Source organism: Rhodococcus sp. LB1, assembly GCF_001583455.1.
Classification (GTDB): domain Bacteria; phylum Actinomycetota; class Actinomycetes; order Mycobacteriales; family Mycobacteriaceae; genus Rhodococcus_F; species Rhodococcus_F opacus.
In genome coordinates this window covers 25,051-42,646 of record NZ_LTCZ01000323.1, presented here as the reverse complement: position 1 = coordinate 42,646, position 17,596 = coordinate 25,051, and the positions used below count along the sequence as shown (strand labels likewise).

The window sequence follows — 17,596 nt, the reverse complement described above, 5'->3', positions numbered from 1 at the left end:
CGATGAGTATTGCAGCGAATGTCACCGGCGTGGCCGGAGTGGCAGGACGATGGAGATCCGCGTCGATCCGCGGTCGTCGACGCCGATCGCGATGGGGACTGCTCGACATCGTGGTCGTCGGTGCTGTCGCCGTGATTGTGGTACTCGCCGTCGTCGGTCCGTGGGTCGCACCCGAATCCGTTTACCGGTCGGATATCGCGAACGCCCTCGCCGGGCCCAGCAGCGAACACTGGCTGGGGACCGACGACCAAGGGCGAGACGTTCTGTGGCGCACGATCGCGGGCGCCCGGTCGTCGGTGCTGTCCGCCGTTCTGGTCGTCGCCGCGTACTCGCTCATCGGAACGGCACTTGCCACGATGGCCACGGTCGGAGGGCGGTGGATCGACGAAACTCTCATGCGAGTGACGGACATCGGGTTCGCTCTCCCCGGGCTCGTCGTGGCACTGGGTATCGCCGCTGCGCTCGGTCCGAGCTTGAGCAGCGCCCTGATCGCGATGATCGCCACCGGGTGGCCGTATACGGCGCGACTGCTGCGCGGCGTGATGCGCGAGACGATGGCATCGCCGTTCGTGGACGGCGCGGTGGTGCTCGGGGTCAGCCGATGGCGCCTGATGAGGCGGCATGTGCTGCCGAACTCGCTCGACGTCATGACCGTCAAATGGGCGGGAGACATCGGCAATACCGTTCTGGTGCTCGCGGGTCTGTCGTTCATCGGTGTCGGTGCCCAGCCGCCCAGCGCGGAGTGGGGCGCGGCCGTCGCCGGCGCACGTGACTACCTGTCGACGGCCTGGTGGGCCGCGCTCGTGCCGGGCATCGCGATCGTCATCACGGCCGCGGCCTTCGGCCTGCTCGGTGACATGTTGCACGAGCGGCGTGACCCCGCACGACAAGGAGCGTGATCGATCATGACGACAGAAGTAGTTCAGCGCACCGCACTCCTCCAGGTCTCCGGGCTGACCATCGACACGGAGCCGGGCGGCACGTCCGTCCGGTTGGTGGACGGCGTGGATCTCACGGTGGCGGCAGGCGAGCGCGTGGCTCTGGTAGGCGAATCGGGTTCGGGAAAGTCGGTGACGGCGCGGGCGCTCATGCGTTTGGACGGCTCACTGACGATCGGCGGTTCGATTCGGCTGGGCGACACGGAGATCCTGGCGCAGACCGAACGCCACCTCAGCATGATCTGGGGCAGTCGCATCGGGATGGTGTTCCAGGACCCGATGAGTGCGCTCGACCCGCTGCAGTCGATCGGCGCACAGGTGAGTGAGCCACTGCGGCTACGGGGTATCAGGAAGAAGGACGCCCTGCGGCGGGCTGCCGAGGTGCTGAGCGAACTCGGGGTGGTGCGTGCGCACGACCGACTCGGCGCCTATCCGCACGAATTCTCCGGGGGCATGCGACAACGGGTAGTCCTCGCGATGGCCCTCGTCGGGGAGCCGGAGATTCTGATCGCCGACGAGCCGACGACGGCACTCGATGTCCGAGTGCAACAGCAGGTGCTGAAACTGCTCGACGAGGTCACCCGTGAACGAGGACTCGGCCTCCTGTTGATCACGCACGACCTCGGGGTCGTCGCCGGACTCGCCGACCGTGTCGCGGTGATGTACTCGGGGCGAATCGTGGAGGACCGACCGGTCGGCGCACTGTTCGCGGACCCTCTGCACCCTTACACCGCGGGACTGCTCGCCGCGGTGCCGAGGCTGGATGTCCGTCTCCCGCGGATGACCACCATTCCGGGTGCACCTCCGTCACCGGCGCTGCGGCCTGCCGGCTGCCCCTTCCATCCGCGATGTCCTGTCGCGATGGACCGCTGCGCGAGCGAAACCCCACCGACGACGGCGACCCCTGACGGTGGACGCCTCGCCTGCCATCTCGATCAAGGGAGCGGGAACTGATGGACGGAACACCTCTTCTCGATATCCGAGCTCTGAACAAGTCTTTCGGAGGATCCCGCGGCAGCAAGGCCCTCGACGACGTGTACCTGTCGGTGCCCGAGGGCGGGACGTTCGGACTGGTCGGCGAATCCGGTTCCGGCAAGTCCACCCTCGTCAAGTGCATCGTTCGGCTCGAACGACCGGACTCCGGGACCGTCACCTTCGAAGGGCGCGATGTCCATAACCTCCGGGGCGGAGAGCTGCGCCGGTTTCGTCGCGACGTCCAGTTGGTCGCGCAAGATCCGTACGCCAGCCTCAACCCTCGGATGACGGTGGAGCAGATCGTCGGCGAGGGGCTCGTCGTGCACCGACTGGCCCGCACCCGTGCGGAGCGGCGTGAGCGGGTCGCGCAGACCCTGATCGAGGTAGGTCTCGACCCGGATGCGATGGGCCGACTGCCGGCGACGTTCTCCGGCGGACAGCGGCAGCGTATCGCCATCGCGCGCGCCCTGATCCTTCGCCCGAGGTTGCTCGTGTGCGACGAACCGGTGTCGGCCCTGGACGTCTCGGTACAGGCACAGGTGATCAACCTGCTGGCGTCCCTGCACGAGGACCTCGGGGTGACGATCCTGTTCATCGCGCACGATCTCGCGATCGTGCAGCAACTCTGTTCTCAGGTGGCGGTCCTTCGGTCCGGGGTGGTGGTGGAGGAAGGGCCCACCCGGCAGGTGTTCTCCACTCCACGTCACCAATACACCCGCGAACTGCTCGAGGCGGTGCCGGTTCCCGACCCGGTTCTGGCCCGCGCCGGGCGAACCATCCCCGGTGGCGCCCTGACTCTGCCGTGAGGCTCTCGAGCCCCATGCCTCTCTCATCTCATCGATCACCCCTGACAGAAGTAGGTAGACATGCGAATTGGTGTAGACGGACGCAAGATTCCCGAGAGCCGCACTCGGGGTCCCGTGAACAGCCTCGAACATGCGCACGAACTGGGTATGGCCGGTTTGTTCTTCCGTACCGTGCTCGATATGAGTCCGGCCCTGGACGCCGGTGAACTGCGCGACATCCGGGCCAAGGCAGACGAACTGGGCATGTACCTGGAGACCGGTCTGGGCAAGGTCAATCCCTATGCGAACCCGGAGGCGCCGGAGCTGCGTGCCGTCGGCGACGGCGACATCGTCCTCGGCTTCCGCCGGATGATGGAAGCCTGCGCCGCCATCGATTGCCGTGAGCTGTGGGTGGCCACCGCGAACTACAAATCGGCGTACAGCGGCCGCTGGGCATACGACCGCTTCCGCACCGACGTGACGTGGACGGAACAGCTGGCCGCGACGGCGCGTTTTCTCGGAACACTGGCTCCGATCGCACGGGACCTCGGTATCCACCTGAACCTGGAAACACACGAGGAGATCACGTCGTTCGAACTCGTCCGGCTGGTGGAGGCTGCCGGCTCGGACGTGGTCGGCGTCGTGTTCGACACCGCGAACGTGCTTCAACGCCTCGAACATCCCGTCTGGGCGGCCGAACGGCTGGCACCGTACGTGCGTCAGACGCACATCAAGGACGCCGCGATCACCTACACCGACGGCGGTCTCGCCTATCAGATGCGCCCGTGCGGCACCGGGGTCGTCGACTTCCATCGCATACTGCCGGTACTGGCGGCGGCGAATCCGGCGCTCAATCTCACGATCGAGAACGACGAATCGCTCGACGACCTGCCTCGTCCCCGCCGGACGATGCTCATCGAAGCGTTCGACCCCGAATTCCTCGACGGTCACCCCGATCTGACGGTCCAGGAGATGGCGGCGTATCTGGACATGGTGCAGTCGTACGACCGGCGGATCCGGTCGGGGGAACGGATCGACAACGCCGCCTATGCCGCGCTGCCGTACGGCTATGCGGAGACGGTGTCGTACATCAGGTCCAGTGCGGATCACGTGCGAAGCGTGTGTGCGGAACACGATCTTCCCGTCGAATCGGCCACGAAAGCAGTCGATCTCGCGGAGTCGGCGCGGTGATCGCCGGCGACCACGTCGGCACAGTTCGTCGGGACCTCGGTGCGTGCGCGCGTGTGCTGGGCGAGGAATCAACCCCTCGGGAGACCATCCGCACGGCGTCGGGTCTCGGTCTGCGGCACGTGGAGTTCGCTTCTCCTTTTGCGATTTCGCCCGCGCTCGATCCGACCGCCTTTCGGGCTCTCGCCGACTATGGACGTTCACTCGGTGTTCGGCTGAGCTGCGCGCTGGGAATGGTGTCCGCCGGGCATGCCGAACGAACCACGCGATTCCGCGAGGCAGGGCGAGGCGATCTGGTGGCGGGACTGAGCAAGGCGTTGAGGGCGATCGGGGAACTCGACAACGACTACGTCCAGGTCGTCGTGGGGACGCTGGACGACCGCTATGACGCGTCGGTCGTGTGGCCGGAGCAACTCGACGCCACGGCGCAGTTGTATCGGAACCTGTCCCGGGTGCTCACCGACCTGGGCCTGAAACTCGCGGTCAAGACGCACGAGGAGATCACGTCACACGAAATCCTCTCGCTCATCGACGCCGTAGGCTCCGACCTGCTGGCGGTGGCCCTCGACCCGGTCAATCTGCCGGTGCGAGGCGAGGATCCGGAGCTGGCGACCGCCCGGCTCGCACCGCACGTCGCCCGGATTCACTACGACGACGCGTGGATCACCTTCACCGGTCGCGGTCTCGCGCGACGGTTGTGCCCGGGCGGTGAGGGCGACATCGACTGGGGAGCGATCTTCCGCATCCTCGACGGCGCGGGCGGGGGCGCGCCGGTCCTCATCGACCTGCACCGCGGAGAGTTCGAGATGCCGGTGTGTGACGAACGGTGGCTGCTGCAGAACAGCGACGTCTCACTGAGAGAACTCTCGATACTGTCGTCCCGGGCGCGGCCCGACCGGCCTCCGGTGATGGCAACAGCGCCGCGACTGCGGGCTGCGCTGTCCGAACTGGCGACGATGACGCGCGGGACGGCGGCATGACCGCGATGTTGCTGCACGGGGCCACAGTCGTGACCGTGGACCGTGAACGCCGGATCATCGACGACGGCGCCGTCCTGATCGACCGTGGCCTCATCAGCGCGGTCGGTGACAGCCAGGCGCTCCTCGCCGTCACGGATCCGTCCGTCCGCCGAATCGACTGCCGGGGCAAGCTGGTGATACCCGGGCTCGTCGACGCCCACGGTCACGCCGGCCACTCGCTGATCAAGACGCTGGGATGCGACAGCCCGACGTTCTGGATGCGCACCGTCACACCTGCGTACTTCCACGCGACGACACCGGAGTACTGGTATCACGACGGGCTCGTGTCCGCGCTCGAGCGCGTCCGCGCCGGAGTGACGTGCGGAGTCAGTGTCATGGGATCACGGCCCCGCAGTGACGATCCCGAGATCTCACTGGCTCACGCGCGCGCCTACCGGGAGATCGGAATACGCGACGTCGTGTGTGTCGGGCCGGCGGGTTTGCCGCTGCCCCATCCGGTCACGCAGTGGTCCGGCGTGGTTCCCCGTCGACGTGAGGTCGGATTCGACGAGTTGCTGTCCGGCGCGGAATCGGTGATCGAGACGGTGAACGGCTACGAAGGCGATCTCACGTCGGTGTTCCTGACACCCTTCACCATCGTCCCCTCGCTCGATCCGTCCCGCCCGTCGCGACCCGACGTCGCTACCCATCTCACCGAGGACGATCGATACCAGGCGCGCCGGGTCCGGGAAGCCGCAGAGCGCTGGGGTGTCCGCATCCACTCGGATGCCTTCGGTGGCATGGTGCGGCTCGCGGTGAAGGATCGTGAGAATGCGCTCCTCGGGCCGGACGTGCACCTGCAACACTGCACGGGTTTGTCTGCCGAGGAGGTCGCGATCCTGGCGGAGACCGGGACGTCCGTGGGCCATGCACCGGGAGGACGTGCGCCGGTCCCTCAGATGTTGCAGGCAGGCATCACCGTTGCGATCACCACCGACGGTTCGTCGCCGCGCCGTCCCTTCGACCTCTTGCAGGCCGCGCGCGCCGCTCAGGCCGCAAATCAACTTCTCGCCGACGATCCCTACCTGCTGCCACCAGGTCGATTGCTCGAGATGATCACGATCGATGCTGCGGCGGTCCTCGGAATGGCCGACGTCATCGGATCCATCGAAGTGGGTAAACGCGCCGATCTCGCGATTCTCGACATGCGCAAGCCGCATCTCGTACCTAACTGGATGCCGGTGCATCGCCTCGTCTACGAGGCGACCGGAGCCGACGTGAACACCGTGATCGTCGGCGGAACGGTGGTCATGGAAGACCGCATCGTGTGCGGAGTCGACGAGACGGCGGCACTGGACGAGGGGGACCGGCACGCCCGACTACTGGTCGAACGCGCCGGCCTGGCGCACCACCTCACCGATCCCGGATGGCGAAGCAACAGGCGTGAATTCGACGAGCCGATCGCGGTGAGAGTGCCATGACGGAACCGGTGGTCAGGATGACGGCGGCCCACGTCCTGGCCCATCGCGACGGTGATCACGTGCTCGTGTCCGACGGAGAGATCGTCTATCGCGGCACGCGGATCCTGCACGCGGGACGGGGATGGGGCGGCCCGGTCGACGAGACGATCGACTGCGGCGACGCTCTGATCATGCCGGGATTCATCGACCTCGATGCGCTGGCAGACATCGATCACGCGCTGCTCGACTCCTGGGCGACACCCGATCTGGCAGTCGGGCAGCAGTGGTCGGCCGATTATTTCCGATCACGGCGGCGCGACGTGTTCGACCCACCCGAGCGAGCCGTCATCCGCGAATATGCACTGTCGCAGCTTCTTCGGCACGGTGTCACCACCTTCATGCCGATCGCCTCCGAGTCTCACAGCGAGTGGGCGGAGACCTACGACGACATGGTCGAGGTCGCGCGGATCGCGGAACGTCTCGGAATTCGGGGATACCTCGGCCCCGCCTACCGGTCCGGCGTCAACGTCGTCGACGGTGGACGCCGGTCGGTGCTGTTCGACGAGGAACGGGGCCGAGCCGGGCTTCGGGATGCCGAGCGCTTCCTCGACTATGCCGCTGACCACGGCGGCGATCTCGTACACGGCGCTCTCCTGCCCTGCAGGATCGAGACCCTGACAAGGGAACTGATGGCGGCGACCGCACAGCTGGCGGTTGCCCGCGACACGGTGGTGCGACTGCACTGCATGCAGGGTGAGGTGGAGTTGGCGCTGCTCGACGAGTCGTACGGGATGCGCCCCGTCGAACTCCTCGAGACGTCCGGACTTCTGGAGACGCGTCTGCTGGTGCCCCACGGCATCCATCTCGGGGCACCGGGCGGTCAGGGTGGGCAGGCCGACCTGCGGCGCCTGGCGGAGGCGGGTGTCACGATCGTGCACTGCCCGATGACGTCCATTCGATACGGGGCGGTGCTGGAGTCGTACGACCGGTATCGAACGGCCGGTGTCCACCTCGCTCTGGGAACCGACTCGTTTCCCCCGGACCTCGTCCGCGGAATCGACTACGGGACCCATCTCGCGAAACGGGCTGACGGATCACTTTCGGCGGGTGCCACAGCCGATTACATCCGTTCGGCGACGATCGGCGGTGCTCGTGCCCTCGGCAGACCGGATCTGGGACGCCTGCAGCCGGGAGCGAGCGCCGACTTCATCGTGGTCGATCTCGCAGACTTCGCCATGGGTGTCCGCGACGATCCACTTCGCACCCTCACGATGAACGGATCGGCCCGCGACGTCCGCCGGACGGTGGTAGCAGGTAGCACCGTCATGGTCGACGGCGTCGTCCTCGGCGCCGACCAATCGCGGCTGCAGGCTCACGCGCAGGTCCTGTTCGAACGCATGAGAGCGGCATACAGCGAACGCGACCACCGACGCAGACCGCCGGCCGAACTCTTTCCGCCGACATTCCCCGACATCACGAAAACCACGAAAACCACGACACCGAAGGGGTATTCGCATGATCAATCCTGAGCACTCCCACCTCGTCGACGGCAGTCACTGGGTCAGCCCGTTCAATTTCGACACCACCGTCCAGGCACAGTTCGACTGGCCTTCACCGTTCGCGCTGATCGACAGCACCCTGCGGAAGACGCTCTTCACCGCAGGCGCGACCACGTCGATGGACGGATTCGTGCGGATCGCCGCGGCGCTCGGTGCGGCAGGGATCCGGGAGGAAAGCGTCAACATCAACTGGGGCGGCGGAGCGTCACCGATGCCGCGCGAAGCGGCGCTCGTTCGCGCCGTCGCCGCCCGGGACTTCGGCTTCCGGCTCAATGTGTACGCCGACACCCTGCTGTCGGACGGGGAGAACTACCAGCAGGTCGGTATGAAGGAAACCGTCGATCAGCTGCACGAGTGGGGAGTACGGACCTTCGCACCTGGCATCGTCCCGGCACCCTCGGCCGCCGCCCGATCGCGTCAGTACTGCGATCTCGAGAAGTTCTTCGAGTACCTGCGTGAGCTGGGCTGCGACGCCACGATCACACTCGCCAACGTGGGCCGCCGCGACTTCGACGATCTGGTGGCAGCCTGCAACTTCGCCGTCGAACTCGGTGCGCGGCGCCTCGATCTGATGGACTCGACCAGCAGTCTCGGCCCCGAAGCGATGAAACTGTTCGTCCGGACGTTCCGGGAGCGCCTGGTCGGAGACGTGCCGATCACGATGCACGTGCACGACGACTTCGGCCTCGGCACCGCCACGGCCGTTGCGGCCGCGACGGCAGGCGCGAGCCCCGATGTGTCGGTGTCCGGAATGTCCTACCGCGCCGGCTTCGCCGCGCTGGAGGAGGTGGTGCTCGCTCTGGAAGTTCTCTACGGCGTCGACACCGGTATTCACGTCGAACAGCTGACGTCCCTGGCGCAACTCGTCGCGTCGGAAAGTTCGGTGAGCCTGCCGCCACTCAAGCCGGTGGTCGGAGGATATGCCCACCTCAAGCACATGCCAGGCGACGTCATCGCTGCGATCACCGGGGGACCGGACGTGTTCCCGCCCGTCTCGTCGTGCGTGAGCCCCGCGATGGTGGGCGGTCGACAGGAGTGGGTGTGGGACAGCCTGACCACCGACCGTATGGCCGAGGTGCTGCTGCAGTCGCTCGGACTCGAGGCCGCCGCGGAGGAGATCGCGTTCGTCCGCACCGCTCTGGACGACGCGGTGGCAGCGGTGACGTCTTATCCACGGTGGCTGACCGCCGGGGAAGCGTCGCGTGTGGCGGAAGAAAGCCTCGCACTCTATCGGCGTGCGAGCGCCCATGCCTGACACTGCCGTCGTTACGCTCAATGCCCTGGACGAGTCTGCCCTGGAAAAAGAGTTGTTGACCTGCACACCGTCGCGGACCTGGGCAACCGCGGTCCTGTCCGCACGACCGTACGCCGACTGTGAGGACCTCCTCGCGGCGGCGGCGGCCGCGTGGCGGTCCATGACGCCCGAAGACGTCGCGGCGGCGCTGGAGAACTATCTTCCGCTCTCGGACCCTCCCGACTCGGCCCATGCCGCCGCCGAGCACGGTGCACTCGTCGCCAGTTCGGCCGGAAAGCTCACCGTCCTGCGTGAGCGGGAGTCCCGGTATCGCGCTCGTTTCGGCTTTCCCGTGGTCATCGCGGCGAAGGGGCTCACTCTCGACCGCATCCTGGCGGAGATCGACCGGAGAGTGACCAACGATCGAGCCGACGAGTTGCTTCTCGCCGCACACCACGTGGTCGCGATCGGAGAGGGGAGGATCGCGTCGTTGATCGCGAGGTGTGAAGGGCCGGGGTGACTGCGATACATTCGAGCCGATGATCAGGACTGTCGAAGCGAGTACCCGGACGCCGGCCGGGCGGTGGTACGACAGCTTCCACGCAGCGGCCGCCGTCCTGGAGGCATTCGGGCACGACACGTCGGACGCCGGCAGGTGCGTGGCGGTGGTGTCGACGGATTTGGGCGTCTGGGTGTTCGAAGGTGACCCGAGGTCGACGGTGGACGCGTTCGTCCACGCGGTGGAGCGGGCGATCGTCGCCGGCGGGCAGGCGTTCGCGCTGGGATGCGCCAGGGTGACCGGGGCGGATCAGCGTGTCGTCCGGACCCTCCGGATCCCCGACGGCGACAGGATGGCGGCGGCCGCGGCACTGGCGCGCGAACTCGTCGGCGACCCGCAGGCGCTGATCAGAACAGCACCGGGTCGTCGAAACCCGGAGTGTGTTCGAGGGCCAGCAGTTCGCGCTTGGTGAGGGTGCCGCCGCCGGCGGAGAAGCCACCCACCTGCCCGCCTGCGGCGAGGACGCGATGGCACGGGATCACGATCGGCAGCGGGTTGCGGCCGAGGGCCTGACCGACGGCCTGCGCGGCACCCGGCTTGCCGAGTTCCGCCGCGATGTCGCCGTAGGTGAGCGTGGTGCCCGGGTCGATTGCGCGGGTGATGTCGTATACGTTGCAGTCGAATTCGGGGACTCCCTCGAAGTCGAGGTCGATCCACCGCAGATCGTCGAGTGCGCCGCCCAGATGTTCGCGTATTCCGTCGACGGCCCGCTGGACCGGCGCCGGCGGCTGGTGTTCCACCGCATCCGGGAAGCAGTGTTCGAGACGCTGCCGGGTGGATTCGGGTGAACCTTCGGGCAATTGCACGCCCACGATCCCCGCGGCCCGCCACGCAATGGCGCAGGTGCCGAGGGCCGTGTCGAACAGGGCGATTCCTGTGGTCACCAATCCAGTATGCCTCCCACATCTGACGTTCACCTTCCGTTGACCGCGGTTGGACATCCTCGAAGCTCGCCGACCGAGGAGATGTTCCGTGTATCTGTCCCGCCGTGCCCTGCTCCGCTCCACCGCACTCGGGTTGCTGGCCGTGCCCGCCGCCGCGTGCTCCGATTCCGGCAGTGCGGGTCCGGCGCTGGTCCGTGAACGCCCCACCCTGACGCACGGTGTCGCGGCCGGGGACGTGCGAGCCGACGGTGCGCTCGTCTGGGCAAGGTCCGACCGTCCCGCCACGATGATCGTGGAGACCTCGGCCACCGAGTCCTTCACCGACCCGGTGCGATTCGAGGGTGGACTGCTCACCCCGGACACGGGCGGCACCGGACGGCTGCGGCTGACCGGACTACCCGCAGGGCAGCAGGTGCACTACCGGGTGACTCTCGAAGGCGACGACGGCTCCACCTCGGAGGCGGTGACGGGTGTCTTCCGCACCGCTCCGAGCGCCGCAGGCGACATCCGGTTGCAATGGTCCGGGGACACGGCTGGTCAGGGATACGGAATCAATCCGGACATCGGCGGAATGCGAATCTTCGACACGATGGCCGCGCGCGACCCGCACCTGTTCCTGCACTCGGGCGACGTCGTGTACGCCGACGGTCCGCTGAAGGAGTCCGTCACGCTGCCGGACGGACGCGTGTGGCGGAACACGGTCAGTGAGGCGAAGAGCGCGGTCGCGCAGACGTTGGACCAGTACCGCGGCCAGTACGCGTACAACCTCACCGACGACAACTACCGCAGGTTCAATTCTTCTGTGGCGCAGATCGTTCAGTGGGACGATCACGAGACCGTCAACAACTGGTACCCCGGCGAGATCCTCGATCTCGACGCATACACGGAGAAGAACGTGGACGTGCTGGCGCAGAGGGCATTCCAGGCGTACCACGAGTGGCTGCCGGTGGAGCCGGGCGACGCGGTCGACGGTCGGGTGTACCGCAAGATCGGGTACGGCCCACTGCTCGACGTGTTCGTCCTCGACATGCGCACCTACAAGGACGCGAACGGCGTCAACACCGGTGCGGCCGGGCAGATTCTCGGTGCGGCACAGAAGGACTGGCTGATCCGGGAACTCGGTGCGTCCACGGCGACGTGGAAGATCATCGCCAACGACCTCCCGCTCGGGGTGGTGGTCCCGGACGGCGACACCGCGTTCGAGGGCGTCGCGAACGGGGAGCCCGGTCAGCCGTCGGGCCGGGAATCCGAGATCGCCCAGGTGCTGTCGGCGATCAAGGCGGGGCGGATCACCGGGACGGTGTGGCTCACCGCGGACGTGCACTACACCGCCGCGCACCGGTACTCGCCCGACCGCGCCGCGTACAAGGATTTCGACGAGTTCTGGGAGTTCGTCTCCGGTCCGCTCAACTCGGGCGGTTTCGGTCCCAACGACCTCGACGCCACGTTCGGCCCCGAGGCCGTGTTCGTGCACGCGCCGCCCGCACCCAACTCGTCGCCGCTCGACGGATACCAGCACTTCGGTGAGGTGTTCATCGACGGGCAGACGTCGGAGTTGCGGGTGGACCTCCTCGACGCGACCGGGACGGTGCTCTTCAGTCAGCTGCTGCCGCCACCGGCGCGCTGATCGTCTGAAGCAGGCCAGTCTGGATCTTCTGGACTGCTCGGCTGTTCGGTAAAGATTCCGCCGAGAGGGGCGCCGATCCGGAACTGCTCCAGGCGAAACACGCCGGTACCTCCCTCTTTGGGGCCGTAGTGCGCGACCGCTGCGGCAAGGAGGAGCATGCACGCGAGGGTGATCAGTGTCGTCATGGATTCGAGCTTCGCCAGAACTGGCTTTGAGTTGAATAGCCAAGAGGTTGATACTGGACTGCATGATGACTCGCGTACTCGGTGCACGCTCCCTGGCCAGGGACCTCGGCAACTGGCAGGACGACAGCGGCCGCCGGTCGGTGGCACGGCCCGCCTACCGGGCGCTGGCCGACGGGATCCGCCTGCTCGTGCACGACGGCCGCATCCCCCTGGGGGTCGCGTTGCCGAGCGAGCGCGAACTGGCGTCGATGCTGGAGTTGAGCCGGACCACGATCACGTCATCGTATTCGGTGCTCCGGGACGAGGGGTATCTCATCAGCCGTCAGGGATCGCGCAGCACGGTCGCGCTGCCGCTCGGGGCACGGCAGAACGGGCTGATGTTCCGGGCGCACCAGCCCGGTTCCGACAGTTCGGTGGTCGATCTCAGCTATGCCGCGATGGCCGCGCCCGCGGAGGCGGTCGAGCAGGCCTACGCCTATGCGTTGCAATCGCTTCCGCAGTTCCTGCCGACGCACGGAATGGAGCCGGTCGGGATCGGCGCGTTGCGGGACGTGATCGCCGCCCGCTACCGGGCACGAGGGCTGGAGACCTCGCCCGAGCAGATCATGGTCACCTCCGGTGCCCAGCACGCGCTGCGGCTGCTCCTCAACGTGCTCACGGCGCCGGGGGAGCGGGTGCTGGTCGATCACCCCACGTACCCCAACGCGCTGGAGGCGATCCGCAGGGTCGGTGCGCGTCCGGTCCCGGTCCCGGTCCGTCCGGAGGGCGGGGCGTCCGGGGCGTGGGATCTCGACGGAATCCGCAGCGCCGCCCGGCAGACCGCGGCCCGGATGGCGTACCTGATCCCGGACTTCCACAACCCCACCGGACTGTGCCTCGACGCGTCCGGGCGGGCCGAATTGGCGCGGATCGCGCGCGACACCCGCATGACCCTGGTGGTGGACGAGACGATGGTCGACCTGTGGCTGGACGAGCCGTCACCGGGGCCGGTCGCGGCGCACGGCAGGGGAGCCGCGAAGTCGGAGGTCGTGACGATCGGGTCGGCGGCGAAGTCGTTCTGGGGCGGGCTGCGCGTCGGCTGGATTCGCGCCGATCCGGCGCTGATCACCCGGCTCGCCGGGGCGCGGGCCGCGGTCGATCTGGGCACGCCGGTGATGGACCAGCTCGCGGCGGCGCATCTGCTCTCCGACGACGAACTCGTCCTCGCACGTCGCCGGGCGGAGCTGCGGGAACAGCGGAGCGCGATGCTCGACGCTCTCGCCGACCGCCTGCCGGACTGGATCCCGACCATCGGTTCGGGAGGGATGTCGCTGTGGCTGCGCATGCCCGCGCCGGTGTCGACGGCGCTGGCCGCGACGGCCCCCAACTTCGGGGTGCTGCTGGCGGCGGGACCGCGGTTCGGTGTGGAGGGAGCGTTCGAGCGGTTCGTCCGGCTCCCGTACGCGCGGACGTCCGACGAGCTGCGCCGCGGTGTCGACTGCATCGCGGCAGCGTACGAGACGCTGGCCGTCGACCGTGAGCTCGCGGAACCGTCCCTCGTCGTCTGAGCCCGTGAGTGGCGAAGCGTGCCGGAACACGCTTCGCCACTCACGTGGGGATCAGGTCCAGACTGTGTCGATGTCGACGCCTTCGCGGGCAGGCGGGGTGGGTGCGCCGGCAGGGGTGCGGGAGAACCGCGGCGCCGGGGCGTGCTGGGTGACGCCGTCGAGGTCGATCAACGACCCGCGGGCGGCGATGTGCTCGTTGGACGGCGCCTCCGCGAACGTCAGCACGGGAGACACGCAGGCGTCGGTGCCGAGGAAGATGGCCGCCCACTCGTCGCGGGTCTTCGACAGGAACTTCTCGGCGAAGACCTTCTTCATCTGCGGCCACGCCGAGATGTCCATCTGCTGCGGCAGTTCGGCGGGGTCGAGTTCGAGGCCCTGCAACAGCAGGGCGTAGAACTGCGGCTCGATCGAGCCGACGGCCATGTACTTGCCGTCGGACGTCTCATAGGTGTCGTAGAACGGCGCGCCGGTGTCGAGCAGGTTGACGCCGCGCTCGTCGGACCAGACGCCGCGGCCGCGGAACGCCCACATCATGTGCGACAGCGCGAGTGCGCCGTCGACCATCGCCGCATCCACGACCTGGCCCTTGCCGGACGACTGGCGCTCCACCAGCGCCGACAGGATCCCGAAGATCAGGAACATCGAACCGCCGCCGAAGTCGCCGACCATGTTCAGCGGCGGCACGGGACGCTCACCCTTGCGGCCGATGGCGTGCAGGACACCGGTCAGCGAGATGTAGTTGATGTCGTGCCCGGCGGCGCTTGCCAGCGGGCCCTCCTGGCCCCAGCCCGTCATCCGTCCGTATACGAGCCGCTCGTTGCGCCCGAGGCAGACGTCGGGGCCCAGGCCCATGCGCTCGGTGACCCCGGGGCGGAAGCCCTCGATCACGACGTCCGCACGCTCGATCAGACCGAGGACCTTCTCGACCTGCTCGGGGTCCTTCAGGTTGGCCTCGACGACGCGACGACCACGCTGGATCTGGTCGTACGGGCCGTCCGGCGGAATCACTCCGGGACGCTGGACGCACACCACGTCGGCGCCGAGATCGGCCAGGAGGGCGGCGGCGTGCGGGCCCGGGCCGAGGCCTGCGAATTCGACGACGCGAATGCCCGCGAGCGGGCCCTTCTTCTCTGTAACTGGAGCAGACACGCGAGTTCCTCATTCCGGTGCGAGACAACCTGTCGAATCGACGTTAACTTGCGGGCGCACGGCCGTGTGCTCCGGGTCACGGGATACCGCCCCGGGTGACCCCGCGCTCTTGCCTGCCTGCGGGTCCGCGGGGCACAGTTGATTCATGAGTCTTCAGGGTGAGCTCGTGAGTTTCGTGGCCAGCACCGATCTGGACGTCTCGGAGATGTTCTACGTGGAGACCCTGGGGCTGACTCTCGTCTCACGGGACGAGTTCGCGTTGGCCCTCGATTGCAACGGCTCCCTGCTCCGGGTCACGCTGGTGCAGGCGAAGGCCGACACCGGGTACACCGTGCTGGGGTGGAAGGTCGCCGACCTGAACAAGGTCGTCGAATCACTGCGCAGCAAGGGCATCGAGTTCACCGAGTACCCGGGGATGGATCAGGACGAGCACGCGGCCTGGCGCGCCCCGGACGGCATCCGCGTCGCGTGGTTCCGGGATCCGCACGACAACGTGCTGTCGCTCTTCGAGGATCCGAACTGACCGGCGTCAGGGGCGGGCCGCACCGCGGCCGGCGAGTAGTGCCTCGGTAGCGTCCCACAACCGCGCGGCGAGTTCGGCGTCACGTGCATCCTTGCTCGCGTGAACAACCTTGCAACCCTTCACGTATTCGCCGGTGAACTTGCCGCTCTCCGTCGCGGTGGCGGTCCAGACCACCGTTTCCGCAGCCTTCGCGACGTCGGCGGTGAACGGGGTCAGGAGCGTCCCCACCACCTGGTGGCCGAACAGCAGACCCCGCCCGAGCGAGGTGCCGCGGACGAAGCCGGGGTCGGCGCAATTGACGACCAGCCTCGCGGGATCGGACCGGCGCGCCAACTCCCGCGTGAACAGGGTCAGGGCGAGTTTGGAGTTGTTGTGCGCACGCTGGCCGTGGAACGTGTCCTTCGTGCCGTCGAGGTCGTCGAAGTCGAGGTGCCCGCCGCGATGTCCCGACGAGCTGACGTCCACGATGCGTGCCGGATGCCGATAACCGGCGGCGTCGGCGGTCGACGCCGCAGCCATCGCCGGAGCCAGCGACGTCGCCAGCACGAACGGCGCGAGGTAGTTCACGGCGAACATCTCTTCGATGCCGTCGACCGTCAGCTGACGATGCCCCACGTCGATGCCTGCGTTGTTCACCAGCACATCGATCCGCGGGAACCGGTGCAGCAGTTCCTCGGACAGCTTGCGTGCCCGGTCGAGCGAGGACAGGTCGGCGAGCGCCGAGTTCAGCCGGTCGCGGTCGGTGCTCTCGGACAGTTCGGCGATCACCGCGTCGATCTCGTCCTGGTCCCGGCCGACCACGACGACGGTGGCCCCGCGGCGCGCGAGTTGGCGGCAGGTCTCCAGGCCGAGCCCCGAGGTGGCACCGGTGACCACCATGGTGCGGCCTGCGAGATCGTTCGACTCGGTCATTCTCGCCTCCCGAATGCAGGTCTCTACGAGAGTAGGGCAACCGGGAGGGTCGCACCGTGGAACGAACCGACGGTGCGGCCACGGGTCAGGCCGTTACGCATGCGGCTCGCCGCGGGTTCGGCCTAGCGTCGGTGCTCGTACCCCAGCCAGGCGCGTCGACGCTCGCCGAGCGGATCGTTCTCCACCCGGCTCGTGTCGTCGATGATGAGCGTCTCCCGGCGCTCCGGCGAGTACCGGGGCCATCCGGGTGCGGGGGTCCCGTGCCGGGCGAAGTGCAGCCAGTGCGACTGGACGGTGTCGGTGACCGCCCGCAACCCGCGGCGGCCCCCGAGCGCGGTGAGCAGCCGCGCCCACGGCCCGGTCAATCCGAATACCGCGTACATTTCCGTCGCGTGGGTGGCGCCCAGCCCGAGGACACGGAGTAGCCGGGGTGCGAAGTCGTACCGGTAGCTGTAGGTCGGTGCGACGGTCGTGTGGCCCTGTGCGCAGAGGACGGACGGTTCCCAGAACGTCACGTCGCCGCCGAGGTCCGCTGCCGCACGCCGACCGGGATAACCGGGGTAGGCGGCGATGGCCCGTTCCTTCACCGACGCGTCCACGTGCGAGAACATCTTGTCGATCCGGGTGGGATCGGTGGGCAGGATGTTCAGGAACCGGGGAAAGACCCTGCCCTCGTGGCGGTTCGTGCCGATGATCAGCGGCACCGGGTGCCCGGAACCGGAAGCGAAACAGTCGAGCGGATGCGTGGGAAGGAAGAAGCCGTCGACGACGGGCGCGAACGCGCGGGTTCCCGGTTCCTCGTCGGCGCCCCGGCGCGCCAGTGTCGTCCCCGCTTCGACGAAGTCGGCCGGGTCGGCGGTCTCGAGCCACGTCGCGGCCTCGGCGGGCGGGACCCCGGCGATCTCGAGGAACTCGCGCGACCACCGCGCGGCCCGCTCGGGGTGATACGCGGACGCCACCGGAGGGCTTTCCGCGATGGCCCGTGCGAACAGCCCCTTCGCGGCGGGGGTGGTCATCAGTGTGGTGACGGCGTTGGCGCCCGCGGATTCGCCGAAGACGGTGACGTTGTCGGGGTCGCCGCCGAATTCGGCAATGTTGCGTTGCACCCATTC

General features: G+C 67.8%; 18 protein-coding genes. 13 read left to right on the top strand and 5 right to left on the bottom strand.

Features of this window, described 5'->3' with window-relative positions; genetic code table 11:
* The first annotated feature begins 2 nt into the window (after window positions 1-2).
* Genes AZG88_RS32655 through AZG88_RS50850 form a run of 10 tightly spaced genes read left to right on the top strand, consistent with a single transcriptional unit; the run spans window position 3 to window position 10,069 of the window.
* The gene (locus AZG88_RS32655; protein WP_025432082.1) at window positions 3-899 is read left to right on the top strand and encodes an ABC transporter permease; all 897 of its coding nucleotides are present in this window, start codon (window positions 3-5) and stop codon (window positions 897-899) included.
* 6 nt (window positions 900-905) lie between these two features.
* Window positions 906-1,892, top strand: coding sequence for an ABC transporter ATP-binding protein (locus AZG88_RS32650; protein WP_061700204.1), 987 nt, complete (start codon window positions 906-908; stop codon window positions 1,890-1,892).
* Window positions 1,892-2,719: an ATP-binding cassette domain-containing protein gene (locus tag AZG88_RS32645; RefSeq protein ID WP_025432083.1), complete on the top strand. Its 828-nt coding sequence runs from the start codon at window positions 1,892-1,894 to the stop codon at window positions 2,717-2,719. Before AZG88_RS32650 ends, AZG88_RS32645 begins: the two co-directional genes overlap by 1 nt.
* Window positions 2,720-2,779: 60 nt before the next feature.
* Window positions 2,780-3,889 (top strand): sugar phosphate isomerase/epimerase family protein, encoded by a 1,110-nt coding sequence (locus AZG88_RS32640; protein ID WP_061700203.1) that lies wholly within the window; start codon window positions 2,780-2,782, stop codon window positions 3,887-3,889.
* Window positions 3,886-4,866, top strand: coding sequence for a sugar phosphate isomerase/epimerase family protein (locus AZG88_RS32635; RefSeq protein WP_025432084.1), 981 nt, complete (start codon window positions 3,886-3,888; stop codon window positions 4,864-4,866). Before AZG88_RS32640 ends, AZG88_RS32635 begins: the two co-directional genes overlap by 4 nt.
* Window positions 4,863-6,326, top strand: coding sequence for an amidohydrolase family protein (locus AZG88_RS32630; protein WP_061700202.1), 1,464 nt, complete (start codon window positions 4,863-4,865; stop codon window positions 6,324-6,326). The genes AZG88_RS32635 and AZG88_RS32630 overlap by 4 nt, the downstream gene beginning before the upstream one ends.
* Window positions 6,323-7,834, top strand: coding sequence for a chlorohydrolase family protein (locus AZG88_RS32625; protein ID WP_063886923.1), 1,512 nt, complete (start codon window positions 6,323-6,325; stop codon window positions 7,832-7,834). Before AZG88_RS32630 ends, AZG88_RS32625 begins: the two co-directional genes overlap by 4 nt.
* The gene (locus AZG88_RS32620; RefSeq protein WP_005238486.1) at window positions 7,821-9,119 is read left to right on the top strand and encodes a 2-isopropylmalate synthase; all 1,299 of its coding nucleotides are present in this window, start codon (window positions 7,821-7,823) and stop codon (window positions 9,117-9,119) included. The genes AZG88_RS32625 and AZG88_RS32620 overlap by 14 nt, the downstream gene beginning before the upstream one ends.
* Window positions 9,112-9,618 carry a 2-oxo-4-hydroxy-4-carboxy-5-ureidoimidazoline decarboxylase gene (locus AZG88_RS32615; RefSeq protein ID WP_025432086.1) on the top strand — a complete coding sequence of 169 codons (507 nt, stop codon included), beginning with the start codon at window positions 9,112-9,114 and terminating at the stop codon, window positions 9,616-9,618. The genes AZG88_RS32620 and AZG88_RS32615 overlap by 8 nt, the downstream gene beginning before the upstream one ends.
* A 19-nt stretch (window positions 9,619-9,637) precedes the next feature.
* Window positions 9,638-10,069 carry a racemase gene (locus AZG88_RS50850; protein WP_082833541.1) on the top strand — a complete coding sequence of 144 codons (432 nt, stop codon included), beginning with the start codon at window positions 9,638-9,640 and terminating at the stop codon, window positions 10,067-10,069.
* Here AZG88_RS50850 and AZG88_RS32610 read toward each other — a convergent pair.
* Window positions 10,005-10,598, bottom strand: coding sequence for a methylated-DNA--[protein]-cysteine S-methyltransferase (locus AZG88_RS32610; protein ID WP_378380589.1), 594 nt, complete (start codon window positions 10,596-10,598; stop codon window positions 10,005-10,007). The genes AZG88_RS50850 and AZG88_RS32610 overlap by 65 nt on opposite strands.
* 31 nt (window positions 10,599-10,629) lie before the next feature.
* Here AZG88_RS32610 and AZG88_RS32605 point away from each other — a divergent pair, with 31 nt between their 5' ends.
* On the top strand, window positions 10,630-12,168 hold the full coding sequence (locus tag AZG88_RS32605; RefSeq protein WP_061700201.1) for an alkaline phosphatase D family protein: 1,539 nt from the start codon (window positions 10,630-10,632) through the stop codon (window positions 12,166-12,168).
* Here AZG88_RS32605 and AZG88_RS32600 read toward each other — a convergent pair.
* A complete protein-coding gene (locus tag AZG88_RS32600) occupies window positions 12,141-12,353 on the bottom strand; it encodes a hypothetical protein (protein WP_061700200.1) in 213 nt (70 codons plus the stop codon). The two genes, AZG88_RS32605 and AZG88_RS32600, sit on opposite strands and share 28 nt — an antisense overlap.
* 62 nt (window positions 12,354-12,415) lie before the next feature.
* Here AZG88_RS32600 and yczR point away from each other — a divergent pair, with 62 nt between their 5' ends.
* The gene (gene yczR / locus AZG88_RS32595) at window positions 12,416-13,900 is read left to right on the top strand and encodes a MocR-like transcription factor YczR (RefSeq protein ID WP_061700199.1); all 1,485 of its coding nucleotides are present in this window, start codon (window positions 12,416-12,418) and stop codon (window positions 13,898-13,900) included.
* Window positions 13,901-13,951: 51 nt separating this feature from the next.
* Here yczR and AZG88_RS32590 read toward each other — a convergent pair whose 3' ends face one another.
* Window positions 13,952-15,049 (bottom strand): CaiB/BaiF CoA transferase family protein, encoded by a 1,098-nt coding sequence (locus AZG88_RS32590; protein WP_005238498.1) that lies wholly within the window; start codon window positions 15,047-15,049, stop codon window positions 13,952-13,954.
* Window positions 15,050-15,194: 145 nt separating this feature from the next.
* Here AZG88_RS32590 and AZG88_RS32585 point away from each other — a divergent pair, with 145 nt between their 5' ends.
* Window positions 15,195-15,572, top strand: a complete 378-nt coding sequence (locus AZG88_RS32585; protein WP_005260002.1) for a VOC family protein — start codon at window positions 15,195-15,197, stop codon at window positions 15,570-15,572.
* A gap of 6 nt (window positions 15,573-15,578) precedes the next feature.
* On the opposite strand, the gene AZG88_RS32580 is transcribed toward AZG88_RS32585, so the two are convergent.
* Entirely contained in the window at window positions 15,579-16,484 is a 906-nt protein-coding gene (locus AZG88_RS32580; protein WP_061042634.1) for an SDR family NAD(P)-dependent oxidoreductase, read from the bottom strand.
* A 122-nt stretch (window positions 16,485-16,606) separates the two neighbouring features.
* A partial coding sequence (locus AZG88_RS32575; RefSeq protein WP_231914281.1) for a carboxylesterase family protein occupies window positions 16,607-17,596 on the bottom strand: 990 nt, incomplete at its 5' end.

Coding starts and splice junctions, on each gene's coding strand:
- AZG88_RS32610 (WP_378380589.1), bottom strand. CDS start 10,598: ATGTCCAACCGCGGTCAACGGAAGGTGAACGTCAGATGTGGGAGGCAT.
- AZG88_RS32615 (WP_025432086.1), top strand. CDS start 9,112: ATGCCTGACACTGCCGTCGTTACGCTCAATGCCCTGGACGAGTCTGCC.
- AZG88_RS32630 (WP_061700202.1), top strand. CDS start 4,863: ATGACCGCGATGTTGCTGCACGGGGCCACAGTCGTGACCGTGGACCGT.
- AZG88_RS32650 (WP_061700204.1), top strand. CDS start 906: ATGACGACAGAAGTAGTTCAGCGCACCGCACTCCTCCAGGTCTCCGGG.
- AZG88_RS32580 (WP_061042634.1), bottom strand. CDS start 16,484: ATGACCGAGTCGAACGATCTCGCAGGCCGCACCATGGTGGTCACCGGT.
- AZG88_RS32640 (WP_061700203.1), top strand. CDS start 2,780: ATGCGAATTGGTGTAGACGGACGCAAGATTCCCGAGAGCCGCACTCGG.
- AZG88_RS32620 (WP_005238486.1), top strand. CDS start 7,821: ATGATCAATCCTGAGCACTCCCACCTCGTCGACGGCAGTCACTGGGTC.
- AZG88_RS32585 (WP_005260002.1), top strand. CDS start 15,195: ATGAGTCTTCAGGGTGAGCTCGTGAGTTTCGTGGCCAGCACCGATCTG.
- yczR (WP_061700199.1), top strand. CDS start 12,416: ATGATGACTCGCGTACTCGGTGCACGCTCCCTGGCCAGGGACCTCGGC.
- AZG88_RS32655 (WP_025432082.1), top strand. CDS start 3: ATGAGTATTGCAGCGAATGTCACCGGCGTGGCCGGAGTGGCAGGACGA.
- AZG88_RS32600 (WP_061700200.1), bottom strand. CDS start 12,353: ATGACGACACTGATCACCCTCGCGTGCATGCTCCTCCTTGCCGCAGCG.
- AZG88_RS32625 (WP_063886923.1), top strand. CDS start 6,323: ATGACGGAACCGGTGGTCAGGATGACGGCGGCCCACGTCCTGGCCCAT.
- AZG88_RS50850 (WP_082833541.1), top strand. CDS start 9,638: ATGATCAGGACTGTCGAAGCGAGTACCCGGACGCCGGCCGGGCGGTGG.
- AZG88_RS32645 (WP_025432083.1), top strand. CDS start 1,892: ATGGACGGAACACCTCTTCTCGATATCCGAGCTCTGAACAAGTCTTTC.